Origin of the sequence: Hydrogenophaga sp. 2FB (genome assembly GCF_005503365.1) — a bacterium.
In the GTDB taxonomy this organism is placed as follows: domain Bacteria; phylum Pseudomonadota; class Gammaproteobacteria; order Burkholderiales; family Burkholderiaceae_C; genus Hydrogenophaga.
In genome coordinates this window covers 58,600-81,829 of record NZ_SCML01000008.1, presented here as the reverse complement: position 1 = coordinate 81,829, position 23,230 = coordinate 58,600, and the positions used below count along the sequence as shown (strand labels likewise).

Genomic DNA, 23,230 nt, shown 5'->3' with positions numbered 1-23,230 from the left:
CGCATGACAGAGGTGGTGTCTGGTGTCCTGGAAGCGCCCAGAAAGTCACGCAACGGTTGATTCTGGGGCATGGCCGGGTTCAAGGCGCGCACGGTGGGGTCGAAACAAAGGGTGACGAACCCACGGTGTGGGCGGATGCACAAGGACAACGATGAAGACTTTTTACCCCGCGCTTGTGGCACTGTGCCTGGGCAGCGGCGCGGCTGTTGCGCAGACGGCGCCGGCCGATCCTCCCGCGATGCAACTGGAGGCATCCAGGAACGAGGTCTGGCTCAACGTGGGCGGCTTCTCGCGCCACTTCCACCGCGACCGCGGCTACAACGAGAACAACATCGGCCTGGGTGTCGAGGTTCGCACCAGCCCCGAGTTGTCGTACATGGCCGGCGCGTACGACAACAGCGTGCGCAAGACCACGTCGTATGCGGCGGTGAACTGGCAACCGTGGACAGTCGGGCCGTTCAAGGTCGGCGGCACGATCGGTTTGATGAATGGGTACCCCTCGCAGGCCAAGGGCGGCGTTTTCTTCGCCGCCGTGCCCATGGCCACCTGGGAAGGCCGACGCTACGGCGTCAACGTCGGCATCATCCCCTCGGTGGGCAAGGTCGACGGCGCGGTGATCGTGCAGTTCAAGCTGCGCGTGTACTGAGCGACGTCGGGCCCGGGCGCCGCGTGTGCGTCTGGATGAAACCGGGCAAGGCGGCGCGCGCGCAGCGCTGCAGTGCCATCAGGAAGCCATGATCGGGGTCGCTCACGCCATGGCGCGCGCGCAGATCGTGCTGGATGCGGCCCAGCAACTCGGCCGCCATCTCGGCGTCGGCCAGCGCACGGTGCGCCTGACCGGTGCGCGGCAGCCGGAAAAAATCCACCAGTGAACCCAGCTTGTGGCTGGGCGCCTCGGGATAGAGCCGGCGCGACAGCAGCACCGTGCAGGCGAAGGGATGGTGCGCATCCACGCCCGCGCGCGCCAGCTCGGCCATCCAGAAGCGGCGGTCGAACGACGCGTTGTGCGCCACCATGGGCACGTCGCCGACGAAGCGCGCCGCTTCGCGCATCACGGTCTCGGCCGGTGGCGCGGCCTCGACCATGGCGTTGGTGATGCCGGTGAACTGGGTGATGAAGGCCGAGAGGCGCACACCCGCGTTCATGAGGCTCTGGTAGCGGTCCACCACGCGTCCCTGCTCGGTGATGACGATGGCCACTTCGGTGGCGCGGTCGCCCTGGGTGGTGGAGATGCCGGTGGTTTCAAAGTCGATCACTGCGATGCGGGTCATGGGGATGAACTGTAGCGCGTCACCCTGCCTACCAAGGCCGCTCCACGCGCAAGGCCACACCATGCGAACGCCAGCCACCCGCGCGCAGGCCGTCGTAGCCGATGTGCAGGCGCGTGGGCGACGACGGCCGGGCGTACGTCAGCTCCACACCCAGCGCGGCGCCATTGCGCGAAGGCGAGGCCCCGGTGACCGTGAAGCGCTGCGCCGGCGCACCGCTGAACGCCATGGTGGTCTGCAGGTCGTGGTCGCCCGAGGTTCTGAACCAGCGGGCATAGCCGCTGAGGGTCCACGCGGCCGACGCGGTGAGCCGGCGCAGCGCGCGCACGCCCACGGATGCCACGGTCGACTGTACCGACGTGCCGGCCACCCGCACGCCGGCTTCGCCCGCACCCTCTTCGCGGATCGGGCGCAGGCGCGCGCGCGATGCGCGCAAGGAACCGAACGGCTCGACCATCCACCCGTCGCCTTCCATGCGCGGGCCGATCTCCGCCTCGGCGCTGGCCACACGGGCACGCCAGTCCGCCTGGGCCGGCACGTTCAGCGAACCGACGACCACCTGCCGCGAGAGGTCGCCCCGCAAGGACCCGAGCGATGCCGCCACACCCCAGTGCCACCGGGGCGTCTGGCCACCAATGTGCGCGCCGAGCGCCACGCTGTCCTGCGTGCCCCGCGCGATCTGTCCGCGGTGCGCGGCGGTGTTGCCGGCCAGTTCCAGTGCGACGCCGGCCTGCGCATCGGCCGACACGCGCGCATCCGACCCCAGCGCGACACCGCGCCAGCGGCTGTGCGCGCCCGCAATACCGGGCGCGCCGGTGATGCGCGCGTTCGTGGCAAAGGCACGCGCCCACACGCGGACCTCGCACGTGTCGAAGGGATTCGCCGTCTGCCGCAGGCAGGCCTGGGTGGTGTCCGCCCCGAGTGGGCGCACGCCGCGCAGCGCGGCACCGCGGTCGATCAGGCCGCGCACGAAGGACTGCTGCTGTTGCCAGCCGATGGTCAGTTGCGTCGGGATCACGCCGCCGGCCAGGCTGTCCAGCGCATCGGTCACGGTGCCGGGTTGTGTCATCGAAAACAGCTCGTCCACGGCCTCGCGCAGCGTGCCGGTGGCGGTGGGCTGCACGGCATCCAGCGTGTCGGCCACGGCCGCGCGGTTGGGTGAGTCGGCCTGCGCGCTGAACGGCGCCGTCTGGAACGTGCCCAGGTAGACGTTGTTCGCGTCGTAGATCAACGTGGTGCGGATGAACAGCGTGCTGGGCAGTGACAAGGCGTCGAAGCGCCCCGTGACGCCGCCCGCGGCACTGACGATGGGCACGCGCACGCCAGGTGTGTAGACCCCCGGCGTCTGCGCCAGCACGGCCACGGTGCCGCCTTGCAGGTCGGCCGTGCCGGTGACCACCAGGCGGTCCGCGGTGGTCGGCGTCTGCGTGACCGCGAGCACCCCGCCGGCTTCATGGATGTAGTTGCCGTCCACCGTCAGCACGCCGCTGCCCGGCGTCAAGCCCGGCTGCACGGTGCCCGCCACGCGCAGGCTGCCCTCGACCTGTCCGGTGCCGGTCAGCGTGGCGCCGGAGGACACGCGCGCGGCACCACCCACCAGGCCGGTAAGCGTGAAGGTGCCGCTGTCGAGGTCCACGGCATTGAAGCGCCCCGTGCCCGACCACGACCAGGCCGAGCCCTGCATGTGCAGGCGCTCGAACAGGTCCGCGTCGCTGGCCAGGCTGCCGCTGCCTTCCAGGCGCAGCAGGTCGGTGCCCGCGCCGCCATCGAGCCGGCCCGTGATGCTCGAACCCGTGCGCAGCACCACGGTGTCGTTGCCCCCCGCCAGGGACACGGCGGTGCCGCCGCCGCCCACCAGCGTGCCGGCGTTGATCAGCGTTTCCTGCCCGTTGAGCCCGCGCACCGCGACCGACTGCACGCTGCGGATCTCGGCGCCCCCGGCATTCTCGATGGTGGTCGCGAAACTCGCGCCGGCGGTGTTGGAGAACACCGCCTCGGCATCGCCCGCGCCGGTGGTCTCGATCAGGCCGGTGTTGACGAGCCGGTTGTTGTTGCCCTGCATGTACACCGCATTGGCGTCCGTGCCGGTGGTTCGCAGGATGTTGCTGTTCGTCAGCGTGTTGCTGCCACCGACCACGCGCAGGCCCGTGGCGTTGCTGCCCGTGGTCACGATGAGGCCGGTGTTCTCCAGCAGCGCGCGGTCGTTCTGCAGCGCGTAGAGGGCGTGTCCGCCGGGTCCGCTCGTGTTGATCGTGCCGCTGTTGCGAAACACGTTGTCGAACAGCGTGGTGCCGGGGCCGGTGAGCGCGGACAGCGCATAGCTGTTGGCACCCCCAACCGTGATGGTTCCCGCATTGACGAGTGTGTTGCGGTTGCCGTTGACCAGCATGGCGCGGCTGCCCGCGCCGGTGGCATTCACCACGCCGGTGCCGGCGTTGTTGGTGATGCTGTTGTCATCGAGGCGCGCGGCCAGCCCTGCGTTGCCGGCGGTGGCGTTGACCGAGCCCGCGTTGACGATGGTGCTGCTGCTTTGCACCACCGCGCCGAACGGGCCGCCGACGGTCGCGCCAGCGTCGATGACGACGCTCACCCCGGTACTGCCCGCTTGTGCGTCCACCCCCGCGGGCGATGCGCCGCTGCACACCACGGTGGCGCCCGAGGCCGGCGCGGTGTCGTCGCACACCGCGAGCGCATCACCAGCGGACAACACCAGAGCGGCCGACGCCGCGCTGCCCAGGGACCATCGGATGGCGGCGGTGCGGTGGCGAAGCGTCAAGGCGGGACCCCCTGCGCACATGGGGCCAATGTGGGCGAGGGATGCGCGGCCCTCCGCGCGGACGATACCCGAGGCTTGCGCGCAGTTCAAGCAAAAAAGATAGCGTGAAAAGCCCCGGCAACGTGGCACGCGCCGGGGTTACGTTGAGCCTGTCCGCGCTCAGCGCAGCGGCATCACATGGCCCACGTGGGTCGACCCACCCCTGTGCGTGGCCATGGTCTGTGTGGCATAGAAGCCGGGATTCAACTGACGGTAGGAGGCGCCGGTCTGGCCGTCGGCCACCAGATCGCCGCGCGACCAGGCTTCGTTCAACTCGGCCCGCACATCGGCGCGGGTCTTCATCGACGTGGCGGCGGGCATGGCGGGGTAGACACCAGGGTTCAGGTCGCGCAAGGTGGCGCCGGTCTGGCCATCGGCGATGAGCGTGCCATTGCGTTGTGCTTCGGCGAGTTCGGCCCGCACCTGGTCGCGTGTCTTGGGGGCGGCGGCATCGGCGGCGAACGTGCTGCCGATGGAGGCGGTGGCGAGGGCCAGGGCGATGAGGGAGAGGCGTGCGGAGGTCATGGCGTTTCCTTTCGGTGGTGCCGGACAAGCCGGCGGTGGTTGGCCCACTGAATACGCCCCCACCTCGCCACTGGATTCAACGCCGCGCGCCGCCACACATTTGCTGACAAAAAACGCGCGGCCGTCAGGCCTTGGGGTACAGCACCATCTGCGTGCAACGGAACAGCGCGATCGTCTTGCCGGTCTCGCGGTGCGTGACGACCGCGTCCCACACCTGCGTGTTGCGGCCCAGGTGCACGGGCTTGGCCACGCATTCGATGGTGCCTTCGCGCGCGGTGCCCAGGTGGTTGCTCTTGAGTTCGATGGTGGTGAAGCCGCTCGCCTCTTTCGGCAGGTTGGCCACGCAGCCATAGCCGCAGGACGTGTCGGCCAGCGTGACCACGCTGCCCGCGTGCAGAAAGCCATTGGGTGCCATGGTGTGCGGCGCGACCGCGAGTTCGCCGCGCACTTCGGTGGGGCTCACGTGCGTGAACACCAGGCCCAGGTGGCCGGGCAAGGCGCCGGCGCCGCGGGCGTTGAATTGGGGGGTCATATCGTTCATGTGCATGCGTCTCCATGGAAAAAAATCAGCGCGTCCAGCTGCCCAGCCGGATCGCGATGGCCAGTGTCGAACCATACACAACCAGGCTGAACGCGACGACGGCAAACAACACACTGGCAGGCGCGTCGAACACGCGCACGCACAGCCAGCCGCCCACCGCGAGGATCACGAGGCGGCCCATGCTGCCCGCCAGCGGCCAGAACATGCGGCCCGCGCCTTGCGACGCGAAGAACAGCGCCAGGCCCAGTCCGAAGAAGGCGTAACAGCCACCCACGATGTGGAGGTACGACGCGCCGAAGGCCCGCACCGTGGCGTCCTGCGTGAAGAGGTTCATCCACAAACCGGGCGCCAGGGCCGTGGCCACGCCGATCGCACCGGTGATGGCCGCCACCACCGCGCCGCCGGCCCAGGCCACGCGCACCGCCCGCGTGGCCTGACCCGCGCCCATGTTGGTCGCGACCATCGCGGTCAGCGCGGTGCCGAAGCCAAACGCGATCGGCACCAGGATGTATTCGAGCCGCGCCGCCACGCCATACCCCGCGAGCGCGGCCGTGCCGTAGTGGCCCACGAAGGCCGTGGCCACGGCGATGGACGCGTTGCTGATCACCGGGCTCAGCGACGCGGGCAAGCCCACGCGCAGGATCTCGCGCCACAGCGACCCGCGCGGCCACCACGGCGTGCGCTGCAGGTGCACCGCGCCCTCGCGGCGCAGCAGCCAGGCCACCATCACCAGCGCGGACAAGGCATTCACCGTGAGCGTGCTGAGGGCAGCCCCCGCGACGCCGATGCCCTGCACCGGACCCCAGCCGAACACCAGCAGCGGGCTCAAGCCCAGGTGCAGCAGCGCGGTGGCCACCAGCAGCAGCGAGGGCAACAGCATGTTGCCCGCGCCGCGCACCACCGCGGCCAGCACGTTGGTGAACCAGATCACCAGGGCGCCCGCGAACAGCGCGTTCGAGTAGGCCAGCGCCGCGTCCAGTGCGGCACCCTGGCCGCCCATGGCGGCGAAGATGCCGCGCCCCGCGCCGAGCATGACCACCATGAAGATCACCGCCAGCAGCGCCGCGATCAGCAGCGACTGTTGCGCCAGGCGGCTCGCGTCTTCGCGCCGGCCCGCACCCAGCGCGCGCGCCACGGCGGCGGTGGTTGCACCACCGATGCCACCGGCCGACATCTGCAGCATGAGCATCGACAACGGAAACACCAGCGCGATGCCGGCCAACGCGTCCGCGCCCACCAGGCCGAGGATGTAGCCGTCGTAGCCGATCACGATGGTCATCGCGAACAGGCCCAACACGTTCGGCGTGGCCAGGCGGAACAGCGTGGGCAACAAGGGCGCATGCAGCATCTGTTGCACACGGTTCTGGGCAGGGTCGATGCGCGCGGCGTTCACCGGCAGGACGGCACTCATGGTGGTTCCGATCAGCCGCGCGGTGCGCTCAGGTAGACCGCGGGTTCGGCCGAGAGGCCGCGCTTGACCTGCTGCGTGAAGTCGTCGGCCAGCACCTCCTCGGCGCCGGCTTCCAGCGCATCGAAGGCGCGGCGCACGATGTCCTCGGGCGTGGCCTTGGGCAGGTCGATGCCGCGCGTGAGGTCGGTGTCGACGAAGCCCATGTGCAAGCCCAGCACCTGCGTGCCCTGCCCGCGCAACTCGATGCGCAGGCCATTGGTGACCGCCCAGGCGGCCGACTTGCTCGCGCCGTACACCGAGAGCGTGGGCGAGCTGATCCAGCTTGCGATGGACAACACGTTCAACAGCGCGCCACCGCCTTGCGCCGCGAGCACCGGCGCAAAGGCCTGGCTCACGCGCAGCAGACCGATGACGTTGGTCTCCATGTGGGTGCGCAGCGACTCGATGCTGCCTTCGGCGAGAAAGCCGCCGAAGTTCGCGATGCCGGCGTTGTTGACTACCAGCGTCACGTCACCACAGTGCCGTGCGGCGGCCGCCACCTGCTCGGGGTTGTTCACGTCGAGCGCGATCGGCTCCACGCCAGGGAGCGTGACGCTCGCCGGGTCGCGCGCGCCGGCGTAGACCTTGCGCGCGCCACGCGCCAGGGCCTCGCGCGCAAAAGCCAGGCCGATGCCGCGGTTGGCGCCGGTGATGAGAACGGAGGCGTTGTGGAGTTTCATGGTTCGGCAGGTTCCAGGTGGGTGGGTTTTAATATGACGGTCGTCATATTTGAGGTCGAAAAAATGAACGTGTAGGCCGGCGGACCTGTTCAGTCCGCCGAGGAATCGTCGTACTGCGCGACCAGAGCGCCGCGGTTGTGGGCCAGCAAGGCCCTGCCCTCGGCGTTGTCGCCCAGGGCGCGCGCGAGTTGCAGCGCGCCCACCAGCTGACTGGCGATGGCGGCCGCGCTGCCCGGCGCTGCGCCGTCCGGCAACACGCGCTCGACCGCGTCGACCAGGCTGCGCACGCGTTGCACGCCGGCCGCCTGCACCTCGGCGGCCTGGCGCGGCATTTCCGAGAGCAGCGCCGCCACGGCACAGCCGTTCTCGGTGCCACTCAGATGGCGGTCGGACAGGTACCCCTCCACCAACGCGCGAAACGGGCTCGCGCCCTTGCCTTCGCGAATCGCATTGCCCTTGGCCAGGCGCGCCGCGCCTTGTTGCCCGGCGTACTCCAGGGCCTCGGCCAGCAAGGCATCGCGCGAGGGAAAGTGGGCATAGAAGCCGCCGTGCGTGAGGCCGGCCTCTTTCATGATGTCGGCCACGCCCACCCCCTGAAAACCCGCGCGGCGGATGGCGCGCGCGGCGGTGTCGACGATGCGTTCGTGGGTCAGGGCCTTGCGGTTGGGGGCGATTTCCATGGCGCGATTGTACGTAAATATGACGGTCGTCATATGATGACCATCATTTGAAAGGGGGCGTTCAGCCGCCCCGCCGGAACACGCCGGGGCGTCTGCCCGGGCTACGCGGCGGACGGTGCGATGAGATGCGCCTGCAGTTCCCGAATGCGCTCGTCGGTGTAGTAGCCGCCGTGTTCGGTGTAGCGCAGAAACGGCCGCGCACAGCCGGCGCATTGCCACACGTCGCAGCGGTTGTAGGGGAACCAGCCCAGGGCGATCGGGGCATCGGCGGACCAGGCGGAGGTGCCCGCCGGGTGGTATTCCTCGAGCGTGGGGTCTTCGTCATCGGCATCGCGCAGGCTGCCGACACGCGTCAGGTTGGACGTGTCGAAACCACCCGGCAAGGACTCCCAGCCTTTGCAGACCAGGGCCTGGCAGCGCGGGCACACCGCGACAGCGCGTTCCTTCTTCGCAAGGGCCATCAGTTCATCAGCGTTCATGCGGCGATTGTTGCGCAACGTGCGCAACGCGGTCTACGCGGCGGGCATCTCGGGCGGCACGGTGCGCGGATCCAGTTGCGTCTGCAGGAACTCGCGCGCCAGATCGAGAAATGCCTGCGCCATGCGTTGCACCGGCTTGTCGCGCAGCACCAGCGCGCACACCTTGATCGGCACACGCGGGCTGAAGCGGTGCACCGAGTAGCCGGCGTGCGGCCGGTGGCGCGCGGTGAGCTCGTCCACGAAGCCGATGCCCAGGCCCTGCTCCACCAAGGGCGCGGCCACGTTGGAAAAACGCGCTTCGATGCGCGGGCTGTAGCGTTCGCCGAAACGCTCGAACGCCGCGTCGAGCAGCACGCCCAAGGGCGCGCCCGACGCGGGCCCGATGATGTCGCGACCGTGCACGTCGAACGGTGTCAACACCGGCATGTCGGCCAAGGGATCGCCGGGCGGGCAGATGCACATCAGCTCGGATTCGATCAGCACCTCGCTCACCAGGCTCGGGCGGTTCGGCGGGCGCATGGCCACGCCGATGTCGGCGCTGCCGCTCTCCACGTTCTCGATCAGCTCGTCCATGCGCAGCGTCTCCAGCGCGATGCGCACGTCGGGGTGCGCGTCCTGCAGCAAGCGCAGCACGCGCGGCACCAGCATCTGCGACAACTCGGCGGTGGATGCGATGCGCAGCACACCGGCGCGGCCGGTGCGCAGGTCCCAGGCCTTGCGTTGAATCGTTTCGTGCAGGCGAAAGATCGGCTCGGCATCGGCCAGCAGCAATTGCGCGTCCGCGGTGGGTAACAAACGGTTGCTGACGCGGTCAAACAGGGCCACGCCGATTTTGGTTTCGGCGAGCTTGATGGCGTTGCTCACGGCGGGCTGCGACATGCCCAGTTCTTCGGCGGCGCCGGTGGTCGTGCGGTAACGCATCACGGCGCGCAGCACCTCGAGCTGGCGCAAATTGATCAGGGTTCGGGTGGCGGGATTGGTCATGGTGGTGTCGGGGGCGCGCCCCAGCGTGGTGCTCTTCGTGCAGCGAGGGTGCACCTGTTTGGGGGTATTGGAGTCCACCAGAGGGCAACGCGCCTATTTGGGGAAAACCCTGCACCAGATAACGCATATACCGTGCCCTTATAGTCGCGCCCCTTAACTGAATTGAAGGCGTCGGTTTAGCGGACTTATTCTTGGGCCCACATCCTGCTCACTCCCGTCCAGGTTGATCAATGAAAGGGTCCTCACCGTGTCTTTCCATCGTTTTCGCTCTGCCGTCGCGCTGGCCGTTCTGGCCATCGGCGCCGGCCTCGTCCCTCTGACCGCAGCGGCCCAGGAATGCAAACCCGTGGTGGCCGTGGCCCCTTCTGAACTCGTGGAAGCGGGCAAGCTCACGTTCACCACGAACCCCACGCTGCCGCCCATGCAGTACGTCGACAGCAGCGGCAAGCTGCTGGGCATGAACATCGACCTCGGCGAGGAAATCGCCAAGCGCCTGTGCCTGAAGATGAACTTCGTGCGCATGGACTTTCAAGCGCAAGCGCCCGCGCTGCGCGGCGGTCGATCCGACGGCATCCACACCGGCATGTTCTGGACCGAAGAGCGCTCCAAGGCCATGTTCCTCGTGCCCTATGGCCTGACCGGACTGGACCTGGTGGCCGCGCCGAACAAGAAGGTGGTGCTGGCCTCGGCGGACGAGTTGAACGGCCTGGCCGTGGGCGTGGAAGCCGACTCGTACATGGAGCGCTGGTTGCGCGATCGTCAGAAGGCCAACGAAGCCAAGGGCGCCAAGCCCCTGCGCATCCAGGCCTTCCCGACCACCGCCGACGCCATGGCCGCGCTGCGTGCCGGACAGGTCGACCTGATCGCACCGCCCGACTACACCGGCAAGGACTACGTGCGCAAAGGCCAGGCGAGCATGGTGCTCGCCAGCCAGGGCGGCACGCCTACCGCAATGGCCTTCCGCTCGCGCCCGCTCGCCGAAGCCATCAGCACCGTACTGAACGGCATGGCCAAGGACGGCAGCTACGACAAGCTGTTCGACAAGTACGGCGTGACCAAGCTGCCCGACCGTCCGTTCGCCATCCGCGGCCCCGGCCCCAACTGACTTTTTTGTAGCCACTCGACACGCGCATGGAACTCTTCAACTTTCCCGCCTTCGCGGGCTATCTCACCAACCAGTTCCTGCTCTGGGGCGCCGGGGTCACGCTGGCGATGACCATCGCCTCGGCCACGGGCGGCTTGTTGCTGGCACTCGTGCTGGCGGGCATGCGCAGTTCGAGCAACGTGGCGCTGTCGCAGATCGCGCGCTTCTACCTCTGGGTCTTTCGCGGCACGCCGCTGCTGATCCAGCTGGTGATCATCTACTCGGGCATGCCCCAGCTGGGGCTGCGCCTGGGGGTGCTCGAGTCGGCGCTGATCGCGCTGATCCTGAACGAAGCGGCCTACATGTCGGAGATCGTGCGCAGCGGCTTCATGGGCGTGGCCAAGGGCCAGCGCGAAGCCGCCGACTCGCTCGGCTTGCCGGGCTGGCTGGTGGTGTGGAAGGTGACGCTGCCGCAGGCCTTTCGCCTGATGATCCCGCCGCTGGGCAACTCCATCAACGGCCTGCTCAAGGCCACGTCCATCACCTCGGTGATCTCGATGGAAGAGCTGATGCGCCGCAGCCAGATGGTGATGCAGGAGCACTTCCACGTGCTCGAAGTCTTCGGCGTCGCGGCCATCTACTACCTGATCATGACGACGGCCTGGGGCTTCGTGCAGGAGCGCCTGGAACGCCACTTCGGCGCGTCCACCGCACACGCCCGTTGAACGGCTTTTCAACGGCATTTCCCCAGCAGTCTCTCAGAACGCCATGACCTCTCTTTTTCTCGGCGGCGTCACCGTCGCCACGGTGCTTCCCTTCCTGCCCGATGGCCGCATCGACTGGCCGAGCTACGACAACCTGCTCGGCTACTGCGCCACGCCGGCGTCCACCACGGCCGTGTTCGTGAACGGCCACGCGGGTGAAAGCTCGGCGCTGAGCGCCGACGAGCGCAGCGACGTGATCCGCTTCACCCGCAGCCGTTTGCGCCCGGGCCAGAAGCTGGTGGCGGGCCTGGTGGCCGACCACACCGCCGACGCCGAACAGCAGGCCCGCGAAGCGCGCGACGCGGGCGCCGACGTGCTCACGGTGTTTCCCTTGCCCGCCTCGCCCACCCGCACGGACGACGAGGTGCTGGCCTACGTCAACGCCATCGCGGCCGCCGGCAACCTGCCCTTGGCGCTCTTTCAATACCCGGTGGGTTCGGGCGCGTCGTACAGCACGCCCTTGCTCGCGCAACTGGCCGCGCTGCCGACGGTGGTCGCCGTGAAAGAAGGCAGCGACACCATGAGCCTGTACGAAGACAACTGGCACGCGATCCGCGGCGCCAGCGCGGCGGTGGCGGTGCTGCCTTCGAACTTCGACTGGTTCCTCGCGCAACTCGCCGTGGGCGGCCACGGCCTGCTCTCCGGCCTGGCCAGCCTGGTGCCGCAGCAGCTGCACGAGCTGTGGACGGCCTCCGAACGCAACGACCTCGTGGCCATGCGCGCCGTGAGCGACCGGCTCTACCCGCTGGTGCGCGCGGTCTACGCCCTGCCGCGCCCCCACATGTACGCCCGCATCAAGCTGGCGCTGTGGCAACTCGGCGTCATTGCCAGCCCGCTGTCGCGCACCGTGCGCGAGTTGCCGGCCGACGACGCCATCCGCATCGCCGCCGCGCTCACCCGGGCGGGCATCTCCTCTCTTCCTTCCACCAAGGCCGCCTCATGAGCACCACTTCCACCCCCATGATCAGCCTGAACAAAGTGAACAAGTGGTATGGCGACTACCACGCGCTGACCGACGTCGACCTGCAGGTCCAGCGTGGCGAGCGTGTCGTGATCTGCGGCCCCTCCGGCTCGGGCAAGTCCACCCTGATCCGCTGCATCAACCGCCTGGAAGACCACCAGAAGGGCCAGATCCACGTCAACGGCATCGAGCTCAACAACGAGTCGAAGAACGTCGTGGCGGTGCGCCGCGAAGTGGGCATGGTGTTCCAGCAGTTCAACCTGTTTCCGCACCTCACCGTGCTGGACAACCTCATGCTCGCGCCGATGTGGGTGCGCAAGATCAACCGCAAGGAAGCCGAGGCCCGCGCGATGCACTTCCTCTCGCGCGTGCACATTCCCGACCAGGCCCACAAGTACCCCGGCCAGTTGTCGGGTGGGCAGCAGCAGCGCGTGGCGATCGCGCGTTCGCTGTGCATGCAGCCGCAGGTGATCCTGTTCGACGAACCCACCTCGTCGCTCGATCCGGAAATGATCAACGAGGTGCTCGACGTCATGACCGAACTCGCCACCGAGGGCATGACCATGATCTGCGTGACGCACGAGATGGGTTTTGCCCGCAAGGTGGCGGACACGGTGGTGTTCATGGACAAGGGCCAGGTGATCGAAGTCGCACCGCCGTCGGAGTTCTTCACCCGTCCGAAAAGCGAGCGCACGCGGCTGTTCCTCAAGCAGGTCATGACGCACTGAGGACACCACCATGCCCACCCATCCCCTGTTTCACTACGAGCGCGACGGTTACGCCTTTCCCATCCGCGCCATCGACGCCGAGCGCGCCCTGTTCTACCGCCGACAACTCGAGGCCTCGCAACAGGCCCTGGGTGGGCGTTTCGAAGGCAAGTTCACGCTCAAGCCGCACCTGCTGTTTCCCTGGCTCACGGCACTCGCCACCGAACCCGAGGTGCTGGAACTGGCCGCGCGGGTGATCGGCGAAGACATGCTGCTGTGGTCCACCGAGTTCTTCATCAAACAACCGGGCGACGAGCGCTTCGTCTCCTGGCATGTGGACGACACCTACTGGAACATCGACCCGGTCGAGCAGGTCACGGTGTGGATCGCGCTCTCCGACATCGGACCGGAGAACGGTCCGCTGCGCTACATCCCGGGCAGCCACCGCGAAGAGCGCCTGCCCGTGGCCACCGACGAGAGCGCGGGCAACATGCTCATCAGCGGCCAGACCGCGCAAGGCGTGGACGAGTCGCGCGCGGTGGACGTTTTGCTGCGCGCGGGCGAGGTGGCGCTGCACGACGGGCGCACGCTGCACGCCTCGAGCAAGAACACCGGCACCGACGCGCGCATCGGCATTGCCGCGCGCTTCATTCCCGCGCACGTGCGTTGCACGGCCACGCGCGAATCGGCGTTGCTGGTGCGCGGCACCGACCGCTTCCACCACTTCGACCACGAGCCCCGCCCGGTGGCAGAGCGTGATGCTGCCGCACAGGAAGCCCATGCGCGCGCGGTGGACCTGCGCATGAAGGCGATGTACAGCAGCCAGATGGAAAAGAAGAAGGCGAAGCAGGCCAGCGCGGCCTGAACGGTTCAGGCCGGCTGCAACGAAGCCACGCGGGCCAGCCCCGCGTCAAGCAGCAGGTCGGTGTCGTTGGAGGCGAGCACGAAACGCATGCCTTCCTCGCGGATGCAGCGGCGCAGCAGTTCGGCATCGGCAATGCCGCCCAGGCCCGGCGTCTTGCCATGGGCGCGGCAAGCGGTCACCACATCGCGCCGCGCGGCCCGCATCGCCGGGTGGTCGAGCTGGCCCGCCATGCCCAGTTCCATCGACAGGTCGTTGCACCCGATCATCAGCACATCGATACCGGGCACGGCGGCGATCGTGTGTGCATTGCGCAAGGCCTCGGGCGATTCGAGCATCACCACCGTCAGCACCTGTGGGTTGGCCTGTTCCATGGCCTCGTGCACGGGCACCCGCTGGTAGCCGAACGCGGGCTGCAAGCCGAAGAACGACCGGCGTCCGAGTGGCGGGTATTTGCAAGCAGCCACCACCGCACGCGCTTCTTCCGCCGTGTCGATGTGCGGCACCACGATGCCCTGCGCGCCACCGTCCAGCAGCCGCGTTATCTCGGGTGAATCCTTGCCGGGCACACGCACCAGCGCCGGCACACCAGCATGCAATCCTGCCGCAGCGATGTCCACCGCCGTCGCACAACCCAGCGGGCCGTGCTCCAGATCGACGAAGAGGAAATGAAAACCGCAGCGCTTCGCCAGTCCCACGGCGGCCACCGAGCGCAACTGTTGAATGCCCAGGCCGAACGCGGCTTCACCCGCCGCGAAGCGCCGCACCACCGGGTTGGGCAACACCTCAGTAGCCACCGACCTCACCGCGGCGCAGGAACTGCCCGCGCCCCGGTGTGCCCAGCCACTGCGCTTCGTCGACGATCAGATCGCCGCGCGAGAACACCTTGCGCACCTTGCCGTGCACGTGGTGGCCTTCGAACAGGCTGTAGTCGCAATGGCTGTGGTGCGTGTGGGCCGAAATCACGTGTTCGGTTTTCGGGTCGAACAGCACCACGTCCGCATCGCTGCCCACCGCGATCGTGCCCTTCTGCGGGAACAGGCCGAACAGCTTGGCCGGCGCGGTGGCGGTGAGTTCGACAAAGCGGTTGATCGAGATGCGGCCGGTGCGCACGCCGCCGTCGTAGATCACCGTCATGCGCGTCTCCAGGCCCGGGGCGCCGTTGGGAATCTTGGAGAAATCGTCCTTGCCGTGCATCTTCTGGCGCACCTTGCCCATGTGGCCTTCCTTCATGCAGAAGGGGCAGTGGTCGGTGGAGACGAGCTGCAGGTCGTCGGTCTTGAGCGCGGTCCACAGCGCGTTCTGCGCCTCCTTCGAGCGCAGCGGCGGGCTCATCACGTACTTGGCGAGCGAGAAGTCGTCGCTGTCGTACAGCGACTCGTCAAAGAACAGGTAGTGCGGGCAGGTTTCGGCGAACACCGGAATGCCCGCGTCGCGCGCCTCGATCACGTGCGCCAGCGCTTCCTTGGCCGAGAGGTGCACGAAGTACACCGGGGCCTGCGCCAGTTCGGCCAGCTTGATGCCGCGGTGCGTGGCCTCGCCTTCCAGAATCGACGGGCGCGTGAGCGCGTGGTACCGGGGCGAGGTGTGGCCCTGCGCCAGCGCTTCGCGGATCAGCAGGTCGATGACGGTGCCGTTCTCCGCGTGCAGCGCGATCATGCCGCCATGCTCGCCCACCATGCGCATGCTGCGGAAGATGGCGGCGTCGTCCACCATCACCGTGCCTGGGTAGGCCATGAACATCTTGAAGCTGCTCACGCCTTCGTGGCGGATGGCGTGGCGCATGTCGCCCAGCACCGCGTCGTCCACGTGCGTCACGATCACGTGAAAACCGTAGTCGATGCTCGCGCCGATGGCGGCCTTCGATTGCGCGCGCGCGATCGCGTCGAGCGGGCTGGTGTTCTGGTTCTGGAACGCGAAGTCGATCACCGTGGTGGTGCCGCCAAAGGCGGCCGACTTGGTGCCCGACGCGAAGTCGTCGCAGGTGGTCGAATCGCCAAAGGTGTTTTCCAGGTGGGTGTGCACATCCACGCCACCGGGGAACACGATCAGGCCGCTGGCGTCGATCACGCGCACGTCGGGGCCGACCTGCAGGTGCCGGCCGATGGCGGCGATCTTGCCGTCCTCCAGCAACAGGTCGGCGGTGTAGTCATCCACCGCGGTCACGATGCGGCCGTGGCGGATCAAGGTGGTGGTGCTCATCGGTGGACTCCGTTCACAGCAGGCCAGCGGCCTTGAGGGCGTTGCGCAGCATCTCGACTTCCTGCGCCGGCAGCGGCCCCATCGGTGCGCGCATGCGGTCGTCGGGAATGCGGCCGAGCAGCTTCAGGCAGGTCTTCAACCGCGCGCTCGCGTGGCCGCCCGGCGCGGTGCCGTAGACGGCTTTGGCCAGGGGGTAGATGCGATGATTCCAGGCGCGTGCGGCCGGCAAGTCGCCGTCCTGCATGGCGCGGTACAGGCCGGTGATGAACTCGGGCACCACGCAGGCCAGGCTCACCTGGCTGCCGGCCGTGCCGAGCGCGAAGCAGCTGAACAGGTGCTCGTCGCCCGAGGCCATCATCAGCACCTGCGGCGCCACGCGCTGCACCAGGCGTTGGTGCGCCTCGTAGGCCGAGGTCTCCCAACTGCCTTCCTTGATGCCGATCACGTTGGGCATCCGCGCCAGGCGTTCCAGCACGTCCAGCGTGTAGGCCATGGTGCCCGCGCGCACGCCGGCCTGGTAGAGGAACAGCGGCAGCGCGCTGGTCTCGGTGGCGATGCGGTGGTGGCGCAGGGCGACCTCGGCATCCTGCGACAGGCCCCATGAAAACGGCGGGAAGATCAGCACCGCGTCGGCACCCGCAGCCTCGGCGTCTTCCACGTGGCGTTGTGCCTCCAGACTGTCTTCGGCGTTGATGCCGCAGATCAGCACCGCGTCCTTGGGGCACACGGCACGCGCGATCTCGACCACGCGGCGCTTCTCGTCGCGGCTCAGCATGAAGTTCTCGCCCGCGTGGCCGTTGACGAGCAGGCCGGTCATGCCGTCGGCTTGGGCCACGCTGCGCAGGTGTTGCTCGAGCACGGGCTCGTCGATCGCACCATCGGGCAACAGCGGGCAGATGGTCGCGGCGTAGATGCCGCCAAAACGTTGGGAAGTGGTGAGGGTGCTCATGACGGACGCGTTGGATAAGTCGTCATGGACCTTAGCGCGAAGCACCGCGCGAACCCAATCACAAGAAGGGGCCGAACTATAAGCCGCCGCTATAGCGAAAACGGTGCACCAGAACGTGGCGCACGTATGCGTCCCATTGATAGTTGGTCGGCCAAACCTAATAGGTGGAAGTGGCGCAAAACAGGGACCCCGACGCTATTCTGAAAACGCCCCGGAGCCCTCTCTGCGGCCCACGCAAAGCGGTCGCTTTGCTGCATTTTTGGAGTCTCCATGCTGTCCGGAATCCGCGTCATCAGCTTCAACCATTTTCATGCCGGCCCCATGGCCGCGCAGTTTCTCGCGGACCTGGGCGCGGACGTGATCGCCGTCGAACCGGTGGACGGTGCGTTCCACCGCAACTGGGGTGTGGCCAACCATTTCGTGGCCGGTCAGAGCGTGAACCTGCTGACCACCGGCCGCAACAAACGCAGCCTCGCGCTCGACATGAAGTCCGCCGACGGCAAGGCCATCGCGCGCCGCCTGCTGGAGGGCGCGGACGTGGTGATGGAGAACTTCCGCCCCGGCGCGATGGCGCGCATGGGCCTTGGTTACGAGGACATCAAGGCCTTCAACCCCGGCATCGTCTACGCCAGCGTCAGCGGCTATGGCGCGAGCGGACCGGACCGCGACCTGCCCGGGCAAGACCTGTTGTTGCAGGCCCGCAGCGGCCTGGCCGCGCGCACCGGCCGCGCCGACGGCGCGCCCACGCCCACCGGCCCGGTCATCGTCGACCAGCACGCCGCCACGCTGCTCGCCATGGGCATCCTCGCCGCGCTGCTGGGTCGCGTGAAGAGCGGCCAGGGCCGCCTCGTCGAAGGCAGCCTGCTGCAGTCCGCCATCGACCTGCAAGCCGAGTCGCTCACCGCCTGGCTCAACGGCGCGCGCAGCGACACGCCGCGCGGCCGGCATGGCCTGGCGAGCTGGTGCAGCGCCGGCCCCTCGGGCATCCACGCCACGGCCGACGGCCACCTCGCGATCTCGATGGCCTCGCCGGCCGACCTGGCCGTGGCACTCGACCTGCCCGCGCTGGCCGAGCTGCCGGCTTCTGCCAGCTTTGACCAGCGCGATCAGATCACCCGCACCGTCGCCGAACGCCTCGCGCAAAGAAGCACCGCCGCGTGGTTGCCGGCGCTGCAGAAGCAGGCGATCTGGCACATGCCGGTGCAGGACTACGACGACCTGCGCGGCGACGCGCAACTGGCCCACATGGGCGCGTTCGTCGACACGCCCGGTGCCGAAGGCGCACCGATCACGCTGCTGGGCCATCCGCTGCGCTTCGATGGCGAAGCGCCACCCGTGCGCCTGGTGCCGCAGAAGCTCGGCGCGCAGACGCGCGACATCCTGGCCGAGGTGGGCTACGACGCACAGCAGATCGACGCGCTCGTGCAGTCCCGCGTGGTCGCTGCCACCGCCGCCTGAGGAACGCCACCATGCTGCAACTCAAGATGAAGGTGGTGAGTTTCTGCCACTACCTGCAAGGCCCGGCCTGCACGCAGTACCTGGCCGACATGGGCGCCGAGGTGGTGAAGATCGAACCCCTGAACGGCGCCTTCGAGCGCCACTGGTCCGGCGGCAATTCGTGGGTCAACGGCGTGAGCGCGTTTCTCATGTCCGCCAACCGCAACACCGAGAGCCTGGCGGTGGACCTCAAGCAGCCCGAGGGTCGCGATCTCGTGCTGCGCCTGATCGACGAAGCCGACGTGGTGATCGAGAACTTCCGCCCCGGTGTGCTCGACCGACTGGGCCTGGGCTTCGATCTGCTGCGCGAGCGCAAGCCCTCGCTCGTGCTCGCCTCGGCCAGCGGCCTGGGCCGCACCGGGCCGGCCGCCTCGCGCCCGGGACAAGACCTGTTGATGCAGGCGCGCTCAGGCTTGATCGCCGCCACCGGTGGGGGCAGCCAGGGCCCGTCGGCGGTGGGCGCTGCCGTCGTCGACCAGCACGGTGGCGCCTTGCTCGCCATGGGCATCCTCGGCGCCTATGTGCGGCGCCTGCAGACCGGTGAAGGCACGCTGGTCGAGAGCAGCCTGTTCGCCGCCGGCATCGATCTGCAGACCGAGGCGCTCACCAAGTACTACGCGGTGAAGAACCGGCCCGACGTGTTCACGCGCGACCGGCACGTCGGCAGCTGGTACCACGACGCGCCCTACGGCCTGTACCCGCTGGCCGAAGGCCACGTGGTGCTCTCGATGAACGACCCGGTGAAGCTGGCCGCCGCGCTCGACAGCGACGCGCTGCGTGCGTTGCAGCACATCGACCGCTATGCCGAACGCGACCGCTACGCCCAGGCCGTGGCCGCCGAGCTGCGCACGCGCCGTTTCGAAGACCTCTCGCCCGTGTTCGACGCGCACGCCATCTGGCACGAGCGCGTGCGCAACTACGACGACCTGCTGCAAGACCCGCAGGCGCGGCACAACGAAGCCTTCCGCGAAATCGAGGTGCCCGGTGGCGGCAGCGCGCTGCTGGTGAACCACCCGCTGCGCTACGACGGCGAGCTGCCCGACTACCACCGCATGCCCTTCCAGCCCGGGCAGGACAGCGCGGCCATCCTGCGGCGCCTGGGCCTGAGCGAGGCCGAATGCCGCGCGCTTGCCGAGGCCCAGGTCATCGGCATGCCGTCTTCCCAATCCTGACTTTTTCACCACCGCGAACCCCATGTTTGACTACACCGTTCCCTCCGACATCCAGCTGCTGCTGGACACCGTGCGCCGCTTCGTCACCCAGGAAGTGCAGCCGCTCGAAGCCGAGACCGAGAAGCTGGGCCGCGTGCCGCCCGAAGCCCTGCAGCGCGTGAAGAAACAGGCGCAGGAACTCGGCCTGTACGCGATGAACATGCCCGAAGACACGGGCGGTGGTGGCCTGAGCAACGTCGACATGTGCCTGGTCGAAGAAGAACTGGGCAAGACATCGGACGCGCTGATCCGCCGCATCTTCGGACAGGTCTACCCGATGCTGCTGGCCTGCAAGGGCGCGCAGCGCGAGAAGTACCTGCTGCCCACCGTGAGCGGCGAGAAGATCTGCGCCATGGCCATCACCGAGCCCGGCGCCGGCTCCGACGCCGCCGCCATCAGCACCACCGCCACGCTCGATGGCGACCACTGGGTGCTCAACGGCCGCAAGCACTTCATCAGCGATGGCGACATCGCCGACTACGTGATCGTGATGGCCGTGCACGACAAGGAGAAGCGCGCGCGCGGCGGCATCTCGCTGTTCCTGGTGGACAAGGGCACGCCCGGCTTCGAAGTGACCAGCGTGCAACCCATGATGGGCCACCGGGGTTACGGCCACGCCGAGCTGGTGTTCGAGAACTGCCGCATCCCGGCCGACGCCGTGATGGGCGAGGTGGGCGAAGGCTTCAAGCTGATCATGAACAGCGTCTCGGGCATTCGCCTGGGGCACATCGGCGCGCGCGCTGTCGGCATGGGCCAGCGCGTGCTGGAACTGATGCGCCACCACGTCAACGACCGCAAGCAGTTCGGCCAACCCATCGGTGACTTCCAGATGGTGCAGCAGATGATCGCGGACTCGGCCACCGAGATCTTCGCCGCCCGCATGATGGTGCTCAACACCGCGTGGGAGCTCGACCAGGGCATCGACTGCCGCGACAAGGTGTCGATGGTCAAGCTCTACGCCTCCGAAATGATCGGCCGCGTGGCCGACCGGGGTATCCAGGTGTTCGGCGGCATGGGCTTCACCAAGGAACTGCCGATGGAGCGCATCTACCGCGACTGCCGCGTCACGCGCATCTACGACGGCACCTCCGAGATCCACCGCATGTTGATCGCGCGCAGCGTCATCAAGCGCGGCCTGACCCTGTAACCACCACCCCGTTTTCACCACCATGACCACCACCCTCAAAGCCGGCGACACGATGTCGTTCCGCAAGACCCTCACCGTCGCCGAGCAGGCCATGTATACCGGCATCAGCGGCAACCTCGCGCCGTTGTACGTCGACCAACGCGCCGCCCGCGCGGCCGGTTTCGACACCGTGCTCGCCTTCGAACTCCACGGCGTGGCGCTGGCCACCACCGCGCTCAACCGCCTGGCCGGTCCCGCGTGGCGCCTGGCAGGTTTGACCATCGACTTCAGCGCGCCGGTGCAGGTCGGCCAGACGGTCGAGTCCAGCGTCGAAGTGACCGCCGCCGACGCCAGCAGCATCATCTGCAAGGTGCGCTGCGCCATCGCGGGTGGCGACACCGTGGCCAGCGGCACCGCGAAGCTCGTCCCTGTGAAGGCAGGCTGAGCATGTACGAGCTCAAACCCTTCGACAGCCTGCACGTCGGCGACGAGGTGTCGGTCAGCAAGACCATCACCGAAGCTGACGGTGCGCTCTACATCGCCGCCACCGGCGACTTCGGCCCGGTGCACGTGGACGATTCGTACGCCGAGACCACACGCTTCGGCCGCCGGCTCGCACCCGGCATCATGGTCGCGGGCATCTGCACCAACGTGCTCACGGCCGAACTCGCGGGCACGCTGGGCGTGTCGATCGAAGACCGCTTCTGGTTCACCGGCCCGGTTTTCTACGGCGACACGATTGCGTTTCGCGTGTGGATCCACGAGATGAACGCCGAGACCCGCACCGTGACCTGGCAGGCCAGCGCGTGCAACGAAGAAGGCAAGGAAGTGCTCAAGGCCGAAGCCACGCTGAAGTTCCCGCGCGTGAAGCCCAAGGTGGAGCCCGCAACATGAGCGCGGACGCCCATGTGCTGCACATCGTGCGCGTGGACATCGCGCCCGAGCACGAAGAGGCCTTCAACCGCTGGTACGAAGCCGTGCACATCCCCGCGCTGCTCGCCTGCCCGGGCTGGTACTCGGCGCGCCGCTTCGTCTCGCTCGAAGACGGCCCGAAGTACGCGGCGATCTACGAAGTGGCGGGCGATTGGGTGTACGACACGCCCGAGTTCCACGCCGTCAAAGGCTTCATGGAATTCACGCCGCACGTGAGCAACTTCATGCGCCAGCGGCTCGCACCGCTGCCACCGGTGGCAGCATGACGGTGCTGCGCGCGCGCGCCCTCACGCGCAAGGCTTTCGCGCCGTTCGGCCAGGTGATCGAGCTCGAAGGCGCGCGCCAGTTCGACATCAACGGTGGCACCACGCGGCGCTTCCACGACCTGGCCGAGATCGACACCCTGGCCGACGGTGGTCGCCCCATCGTCAACCTGTTCCGTGCCCAACCGCGCGCGTTGCCGGTGCGCCTGCAGTTGATGGAGCGCCACCCGCTCGGCTCCCAGGCCTTCATTCCGCTGGCGGCGCAGCGCTACATCGTGGTCGTCGCGCCCGACGTGGACGGCCGGCCCGGACCGCTGCAAGCCTTCATCAGCAAGGGCTGGCAGGGCGTGAACTACAACCGCCACGTGTGGCACCACCCCCTGTTGGCGCTGGACATGATCAGCGATTTTCTGGTGGTGGACCGGGGTGGTGAAGGGCGCAACCTGGAAGAGTCGGCGCTGGTCGATCCGGTCGAGGTGCGCTGGACCGAGAGCGCGTCCTAGCCCGTTGGGCCAACGGCCTGTCAAGGTAGCGGACCCCTCACACCCTCAGCACCTCGCCCTTGAGCGAATACAGGATCGCCACCACCTCGTTGATTTCGGGGGCGCCGACACCCTGGACCTGCATCGCGGCCACGAAGTCGTCGATGGCCGCGACCAGTTCCTGTTCGCTGATGTTCATGCCCGCGTGCGCGGTGCGCAAGTCGCGGCCGTCGTAGGTCTGCGGCCCACCGGCGCCCATGCAGAAAAACAGCGCGCCCATGCGTTTGGCGCGCGGCAGGTCCCGGCCGCTGAAACGGGGCGCGAGCAGAGGGTTGACGGCGTGTCGGTCGACGGCGTTGTCGACGATGGCCGTGATGCCTTCGGCGTTGCCGAGGCGTTCATAGAGGGTGGATGCCATGGCGTTCTCCTTCACAGTTTCATGTTGACGCGCCACGAGTCGACCTCAATGGACCCGGGATCGGTGGCGATGCGCTCATCGGCATCCGGGGACACGTCGGCCAGCGCCCCGCTGACCGCCATCGTCAGGCGCGAGAAGGCGTCGACTGTCAGCATCTCGGGCAGGGACAGGGTTGCCGTGCCGTAGGGGGGAATCACAAACGTCATCTGTTGCGTGGTCATGCTGCACTCCTGGTGGGTTGAGCGGGTGGACGTCACCCGCTGAGGCACAGCATCGCCACCGGGTGTTCCTGAAACGTTCCCGGGCGCGCGCTTGCGCCCAGGGTGGCCTGGTCGCATACTGGGTCGGC

27 protein-coding genes are annotated in these 23,230 nt (G+C 68.1%); 13 read left to right on the top strand and 14 right to left on the bottom strand.

The window, feature by feature from the left end; translation table 11 throughout:
* Positions 1–151 precede the first annotated feature (151 nt).
* Positions 152–646 (top strand): hypothetical protein, encoded by a 495-nt coding sequence (locus tag FFS09_RS07060; RefSeq protein WP_137918158.1) that lies wholly within the window; start codon positions 152–154, stop codon positions 644–646.
* Here the strand turns inward: FFS09_RS07060 and FFS09_RS07055 are convergent.
* From FFS09_RS07055 to FFS09_RS07015, 9 genes are all read right to left on the bottom strand, one after another.
* Positions 627–1,271 carry a 3'-5' exonuclease gene (locus tag FFS09_RS07055; protein ID WP_171019900.1) on the bottom strand — a complete coding sequence of 215 codons (645 nt, stop codon included), beginning with the start codon at positions 1,269–1,271 and terminating at the stop codon, positions 627–629. The genes FFS09_RS07060 and FFS09_RS07055 overlap by 20 nt on opposite strands.
* Positions 1,272–1,299: 28 nt before the next feature.
* A complete protein-coding gene (locus tag FFS09_RS07050) occupies positions 1,300–4,044 on the bottom strand; it encodes an autotransporter outer membrane beta-barrel domain-containing protein (RefSeq protein ID WP_171019898.1) in 2,745 nt (914 codons plus the stop codon).
* Between the two features lie 159 nt (positions 4,045–4,203).
* Positions 4,204–4,608: a DUF4148 domain-containing protein gene (locus tag FFS09_RS07045; protein WP_137918156.1), complete on the bottom strand. Its 405-nt coding sequence runs from the start codon at positions 4,606–4,608 to the stop codon at positions 4,204–4,206.
* 124 nt (positions 4,609–4,732) lie between these two features.
* Entirely contained in the window at positions 4,733–5,149 is a 417-nt protein-coding gene (locus FFS09_RS07040) for a PaaI family thioesterase (protein ID WP_502703722.1), read from the bottom strand.
* A 25-nt stretch (positions 5,150–5,174) separates the two neighbouring features.
* Entirely contained in the window at positions 5,175–6,560 is a 1,386-nt protein-coding gene (locus FFS09_RS07035; RefSeq protein ID WP_137918154.1) for an MATE family efflux transporter, read from the bottom strand.
* An 11-nt stretch (positions 6,561–6,571) separates the two neighbouring features.
* Positions 6,572–7,279, bottom strand: a complete 708-nt coding sequence (locus FFS09_RS07030; protein WP_137918153.1) for an SDR family oxidoreductase — start codon at positions 7,277–7,279, stop codon at positions 6,572–6,574.
* Between the two features lie 89 nt (positions 7,280–7,368).
* Entirely contained in the window at positions 7,369–7,959 is a 591-nt protein-coding gene (locus FFS09_RS07025; protein WP_137918152.1) for a TetR/AcrR family transcriptional regulator, read from the bottom strand.
* Positions 7,960–8,060: 101 nt separating this feature from the next.
* Positions 8,061–8,438 carry a hypothetical protein gene (locus FFS09_RS07020; protein ID WP_137918151.1) on the bottom strand — a complete coding sequence of 126 codons (378 nt, stop codon included), beginning with the start codon at positions 8,436–8,438 and terminating at the stop codon, positions 8,061–8,063.
* Between the two features lie 33 nt (positions 8,439–8,471).
* The gene (locus FFS09_RS07015) at positions 8,472–9,422 is read right to left on the bottom strand and encodes a LysR family transcriptional regulator (protein ID WP_137918150.1); all 951 of its coding nucleotides are present in this window, start codon (positions 9,420–9,422) and stop codon (positions 8,472–8,474) included.
* Between the two features lie 247 nt (positions 9,423–9,669).
* Between FFS09_RS07015 and FFS09_RS07010 the strand changes: the two genes are divergently transcribed.
* The 5 genes from FFS09_RS07010 to FFS09_RS06990 are packed head-to-tail and all read left to right on the top strand — an operon-like array spanning position 9,670 to position 13,803.
* Positions 9,670–10,527 carry a transporter substrate-binding domain-containing protein gene (locus FFS09_RS07010; RefSeq protein ID WP_137918149.1) on the top strand — a complete coding sequence of 286 codons (858 nt, stop codon included), beginning with the start codon at positions 9,670–9,672 and terminating at the stop codon, positions 10,525–10,527.
* Positions 10,528–10,553: 26 nt separating this feature from the next.
* Entirely contained in the window at positions 10,554–11,231 is a 678-nt protein-coding gene (locus tag FFS09_RS07005) for an amino acid ABC transporter permease (RefSeq protein ID WP_137918148.1), read from the top strand.
* 43 nt (positions 11,232–11,274) lie between these two features.
* The gene (locus tag FFS09_RS07000; protein WP_137918147.1) at positions 11,275–12,213 is read left to right on the top strand and encodes a dihydrodipicolinate synthase family protein; all 939 of its coding nucleotides are present in this window, start codon (positions 11,275–11,277) and stop codon (positions 12,211–12,213) included.
* Positions 12,210–12,959 (top strand): amino acid ABC transporter ATP-binding protein, encoded by a 750-nt coding sequence (locus FFS09_RS06995; protein WP_289509294.1) that lies wholly within the window; start codon positions 12,210–12,212, stop codon positions 12,957–12,959. The genes FFS09_RS07000 and FFS09_RS06995 overlap by 4 nt, the downstream gene beginning before the upstream one ends.
* A gap of 10 nt (positions 12,960–12,969) precedes the next feature.
* Positions 12,970–13,803 carry a phytanoyl-CoA dioxygenase family protein gene (locus FFS09_RS06990; protein ID WP_137918146.1) on the top strand — a complete coding sequence of 278 codons (834 nt, stop codon included), beginning with the start codon at positions 12,970–12,972 and terminating at the stop codon, positions 13,801–13,803.
* Positions 13,804–13,808: 5 nt separating this feature from the next.
* Here FFS09_RS06990 and FFS09_RS06985 read toward each other — a convergent pair whose 3' ends face one another.
* Genes FFS09_RS06985 through FFS09_RS06975 form a run of 3 tightly spaced genes read right to left on the bottom strand, consistent with a single transcriptional unit; the run spans position 13,809 to position 16,951 of the window.
* The gene (locus tag FFS09_RS06985) at positions 13,809–14,597 is read right to left on the bottom strand and encodes an HpcH/HpaI aldolase family protein (RefSeq protein ID WP_212745064.1); all 789 of its coding nucleotides are present in this window, start codon (positions 14,595–14,597) and stop codon (positions 13,809–13,811) included.
* Entirely contained in the window at positions 14,587–16,002 is a 1,416-nt protein-coding gene (hydA, locus tag FFS09_RS06980) for a dihydropyrimidinase (RefSeq protein WP_137918145.1), read from the bottom strand. The genes FFS09_RS06985 and hydA overlap by 11 nt, the downstream gene beginning before the upstream one ends.
* Before the next feature lie 13 nt (positions 16,003–16,015).
* Positions 16,016–16,951: a dihydrodipicolinate synthase family protein gene (locus tag FFS09_RS06975; RefSeq protein WP_137918144.1), complete on the bottom strand. Its 936-nt coding sequence runs from the start codon at positions 16,949–16,951 to the stop codon at positions 16,016–16,018.
* A 270-nt stretch (positions 16,952–17,221) separates the two neighbouring features.
* Here FFS09_RS06975 and FFS09_RS06970 point away from each other — a divergent pair, with 270 nt between their 5' ends.
* Genes FFS09_RS06970 through FFS09_RS06940 form a run of 7 tightly spaced genes read left to right on the top strand, consistent with a single transcriptional unit; the run spans position 17,222 to position 22,484 of the window.
* A complete protein-coding gene (locus tag FFS09_RS06970) occupies positions 17,222–18,409 on the top strand; it encodes a CaiB/BaiF CoA transferase family protein (protein WP_137918143.1) in 1,188 nt (395 codons plus the stop codon).
* Between the two features lie 11 nt (positions 18,410–18,420).
* On the top strand, positions 18,421–19,620 hold the full coding sequence (locus FFS09_RS06965) for a CaiB/BaiF CoA transferase family protein (RefSeq protein WP_137918142.1): 1,200 nt from the start codon (positions 18,421–18,423) through the stop codon (positions 19,618–19,620).
* A 22-nt stretch (positions 19,621–19,642) separates the two neighbouring features.
* Positions 19,643–20,806 carry an acyl-CoA dehydrogenase family protein gene (locus FFS09_RS06960; protein WP_137918141.1) on the top strand — a complete coding sequence of 388 codons (1,164 nt, stop codon included), beginning with the start codon at positions 19,643–19,645 and terminating at the stop codon, positions 20,804–20,806.
* A gap of 22 nt (positions 20,807–20,828) precedes the next feature.
* Positions 20,829–21,230, top strand: a complete 402-nt coding sequence (locus FFS09_RS06955; protein ID WP_137918140.1) for a MaoC/PaaZ C-terminal domain-containing protein — start codon at positions 20,829–20,831, stop codon at positions 21,228–21,230.
* A gap of 2 nt (positions 21,231–21,232) precedes the next feature.
* Positions 21,233–21,679, top strand: coding sequence for a MaoC family dehydratase (locus FFS09_RS06950; RefSeq protein WP_137918139.1), 447 nt, complete (start codon positions 21,233–21,235; stop codon positions 21,677–21,679).
* Positions 21,676–21,984 carry a DUF4286 family protein gene (locus tag FFS09_RS06945; protein ID WP_137918138.1) on the top strand — a complete coding sequence of 103 codons (309 nt, stop codon included), beginning with the start codon at positions 21,676–21,678 and terminating at the stop codon, positions 21,982–21,984. The genes FFS09_RS06950 and FFS09_RS06945 overlap by 4 nt, the downstream gene beginning before the upstream one ends.
* On the top strand, positions 21,981–22,484 hold the full coding sequence (locus tag FFS09_RS06940; protein ID WP_137918137.1) for an ureidoglycolate lyase: 504 nt from the start codon (positions 21,981–21,983) through the stop codon (positions 22,482–22,484). Before FFS09_RS06945 ends, FFS09_RS06940 begins: the two co-directional genes overlap by 4 nt.
* Positions 22,485–22,521: 37 nt before the next feature.
* Here FFS09_RS06940 and FFS09_RS06935 read toward each other — a convergent pair whose 3' ends face one another.
* On the bottom strand, positions 22,522–22,881 hold the full coding sequence (locus tag FFS09_RS06935) for a group I truncated hemoglobin (RefSeq protein ID WP_137918136.1): 360 nt from the start codon (positions 22,879–22,881) through the stop codon (positions 22,522–22,524).
* 11 nt (positions 22,882–22,892) lie between these two features.
* Positions 22,893–23,102, bottom strand: a complete 210-nt coding sequence (locus tag FFS09_RS06930) for a hypothetical protein (protein WP_137918135.1) — start codon at positions 23,100–23,102, stop codon at positions 22,893–22,895.
* Between the last annotated feature and the right edge of the window lie 128 nt (positions 23,103–23,230).

Bases quoted from the DNA above. Each gene is read 5' to 3' on its own strand.
- FFS09_RS07060 (WP_137918158.1), top strand. From the start codon at position 152: ATGAAGACTTTTTACCCCGCGCTTGTGGCACTGTGCCTGGGCAGCGGC.
- FFS09_RS07055 (WP_171019900.1), bottom strand. From the start codon at position 1,271: ATGACCCGCATCGCAGTGATCGACTTTGAAACCACCGGCATCTCCACC.
- FFS09_RS07045 (WP_137918156.1), bottom strand. From the start codon at position 4,608: ATGACCTCCGCACGCCTCTCCCTCATCGCCCTGGCCCTCGCCACCGCC.
- FFS09_RS07040 (WP_502703722.1), bottom strand. From the start codon at position 5,149: ATGAACGATATGACCCCCCAATTCAACGCCCGCGGCGCCGGCGCCTTG.
- FFS09_RS07035 (WP_137918154.1), bottom strand. From the start codon at position 6,560: ATGAGTGCCGTCCTGCCGGTGAACGCCGCGCGCATCGACCCTGCCCAG.
- FFS09_RS07030 (WP_137918153.1), bottom strand. From the start codon at position 7,279: ATGAAACTCCACAACGCCTCCGTTCTCATCACCGGCGCCAACCGCGGC.
- FFS09_RS07025 (WP_137918152.1), bottom strand. From the start codon at position 7,959: ATGGAAATCGCCCCCAACCGCAAGGCCCTGACCCACGAACGCATCGTC.
- FFS09_RS07020 (WP_137918151.1), bottom strand. From the start codon at position 8,438: ATGAACGCTGATGAACTGATGGCCCTTGCGAAGAAGGAACGCGCTGTC.
- FFS09_RS07015 (WP_137918150.1), bottom strand. From the start codon at position 9,422: ATGACCAATCCCGCCACCCGAACCCTGATCAATTTGCGCCAGCTCGAG.
- FFS09_RS07005 (WP_137918148.1), top strand. From the start codon at position 10,554: ATGGAACTCTTCAACTTTCCCGCCTTCGCGGGCTATCTCACCAACCAG.
- FFS09_RS07000 (WP_137918147.1), top strand. From the start codon at position 11,275: ATGACCTCTCTTTTTCTCGGCGGCGTCACCGTCGCCACGGTGCTTCCC.
- FFS09_RS06995 (WP_289509294.1), top strand. From the start codon at position 12,210: ATGAGCACCACTTCCACCCCCATGATCAGCCTGAACAAAGTGAACAAG.
- FFS09_RS06990 (WP_137918146.1), top strand. From the start codon at position 12,970: ATGCCCACCCATCCCCTGTTTCACTACGAGCGCGACGGTTACGCCTTT.
- hydA (WP_137918145.1), bottom strand. From the start codon at position 16,002: ATGAGCACCACCACCTTGATCCGCCACGGCCGCATCGTGACCGCGGTG.
- FFS09_RS06975 (WP_137918144.1), bottom strand. From the start codon at position 16,951: ATGAGCACCCTCACCACTTCCCAACGTTTTGGCGGCATCTACGCCGCG.
- FFS09_RS06970 (WP_137918143.1), top strand. From the start codon at position 17,222: ATGCTGTCCGGAATCCGCGTCATCAGCTTCAACCATTTTCATGCCGGC.
- FFS09_RS06965 (WP_137918142.1), top strand. From the start codon at position 18,421: ATGCTGCAACTCAAGATGAAGGTGGTGAGTTTCTGCCACTACCTGCAA.
- FFS09_RS06960 (WP_137918141.1), top strand. From the start codon at position 19,643: ATGTTTGACTACACCGTTCCCTCCGACATCCAGCTGCTGCTGGACACC.
- FFS09_RS06955 (WP_137918140.1), top strand. From the start codon at position 20,829: ATGACCACCACCCTCAAAGCCGGCGACACGATGTCGTTCCGCAAGACC.
- FFS09_RS06950 (WP_137918139.1), top strand. From the start codon at position 21,233: ATGTACGAGCTCAAACCCTTCGACAGCCTGCACGTCGGCGACGAGGTG.
- FFS09_RS06945 (WP_137918138.1), top strand. From the start codon at position 21,676: ATGAGCGCGGACGCCCATGTGCTGCACATCGTGCGCGTGGACATCGCG.
- FFS09_RS06940 (WP_137918137.1), top strand. From the start codon at position 21,981: ATGACGGTGCTGCGCGCGCGCGCCCTCACGCGCAAGGCTTTCGCGCCG.
- FFS09_RS06935 (WP_137918136.1), bottom strand. From the start codon at position 22,881: ATGGCATCCACCCTCTATGAACGCCTCGGCAACGCCGAAGGCATCACG.
- FFS09_RS06930 (WP_137918135.1), bottom strand. From the start codon at position 23,102: ATGACCACGCAACAGATGACGTTTGTGATTCCCCCCTACGGCACGGCA.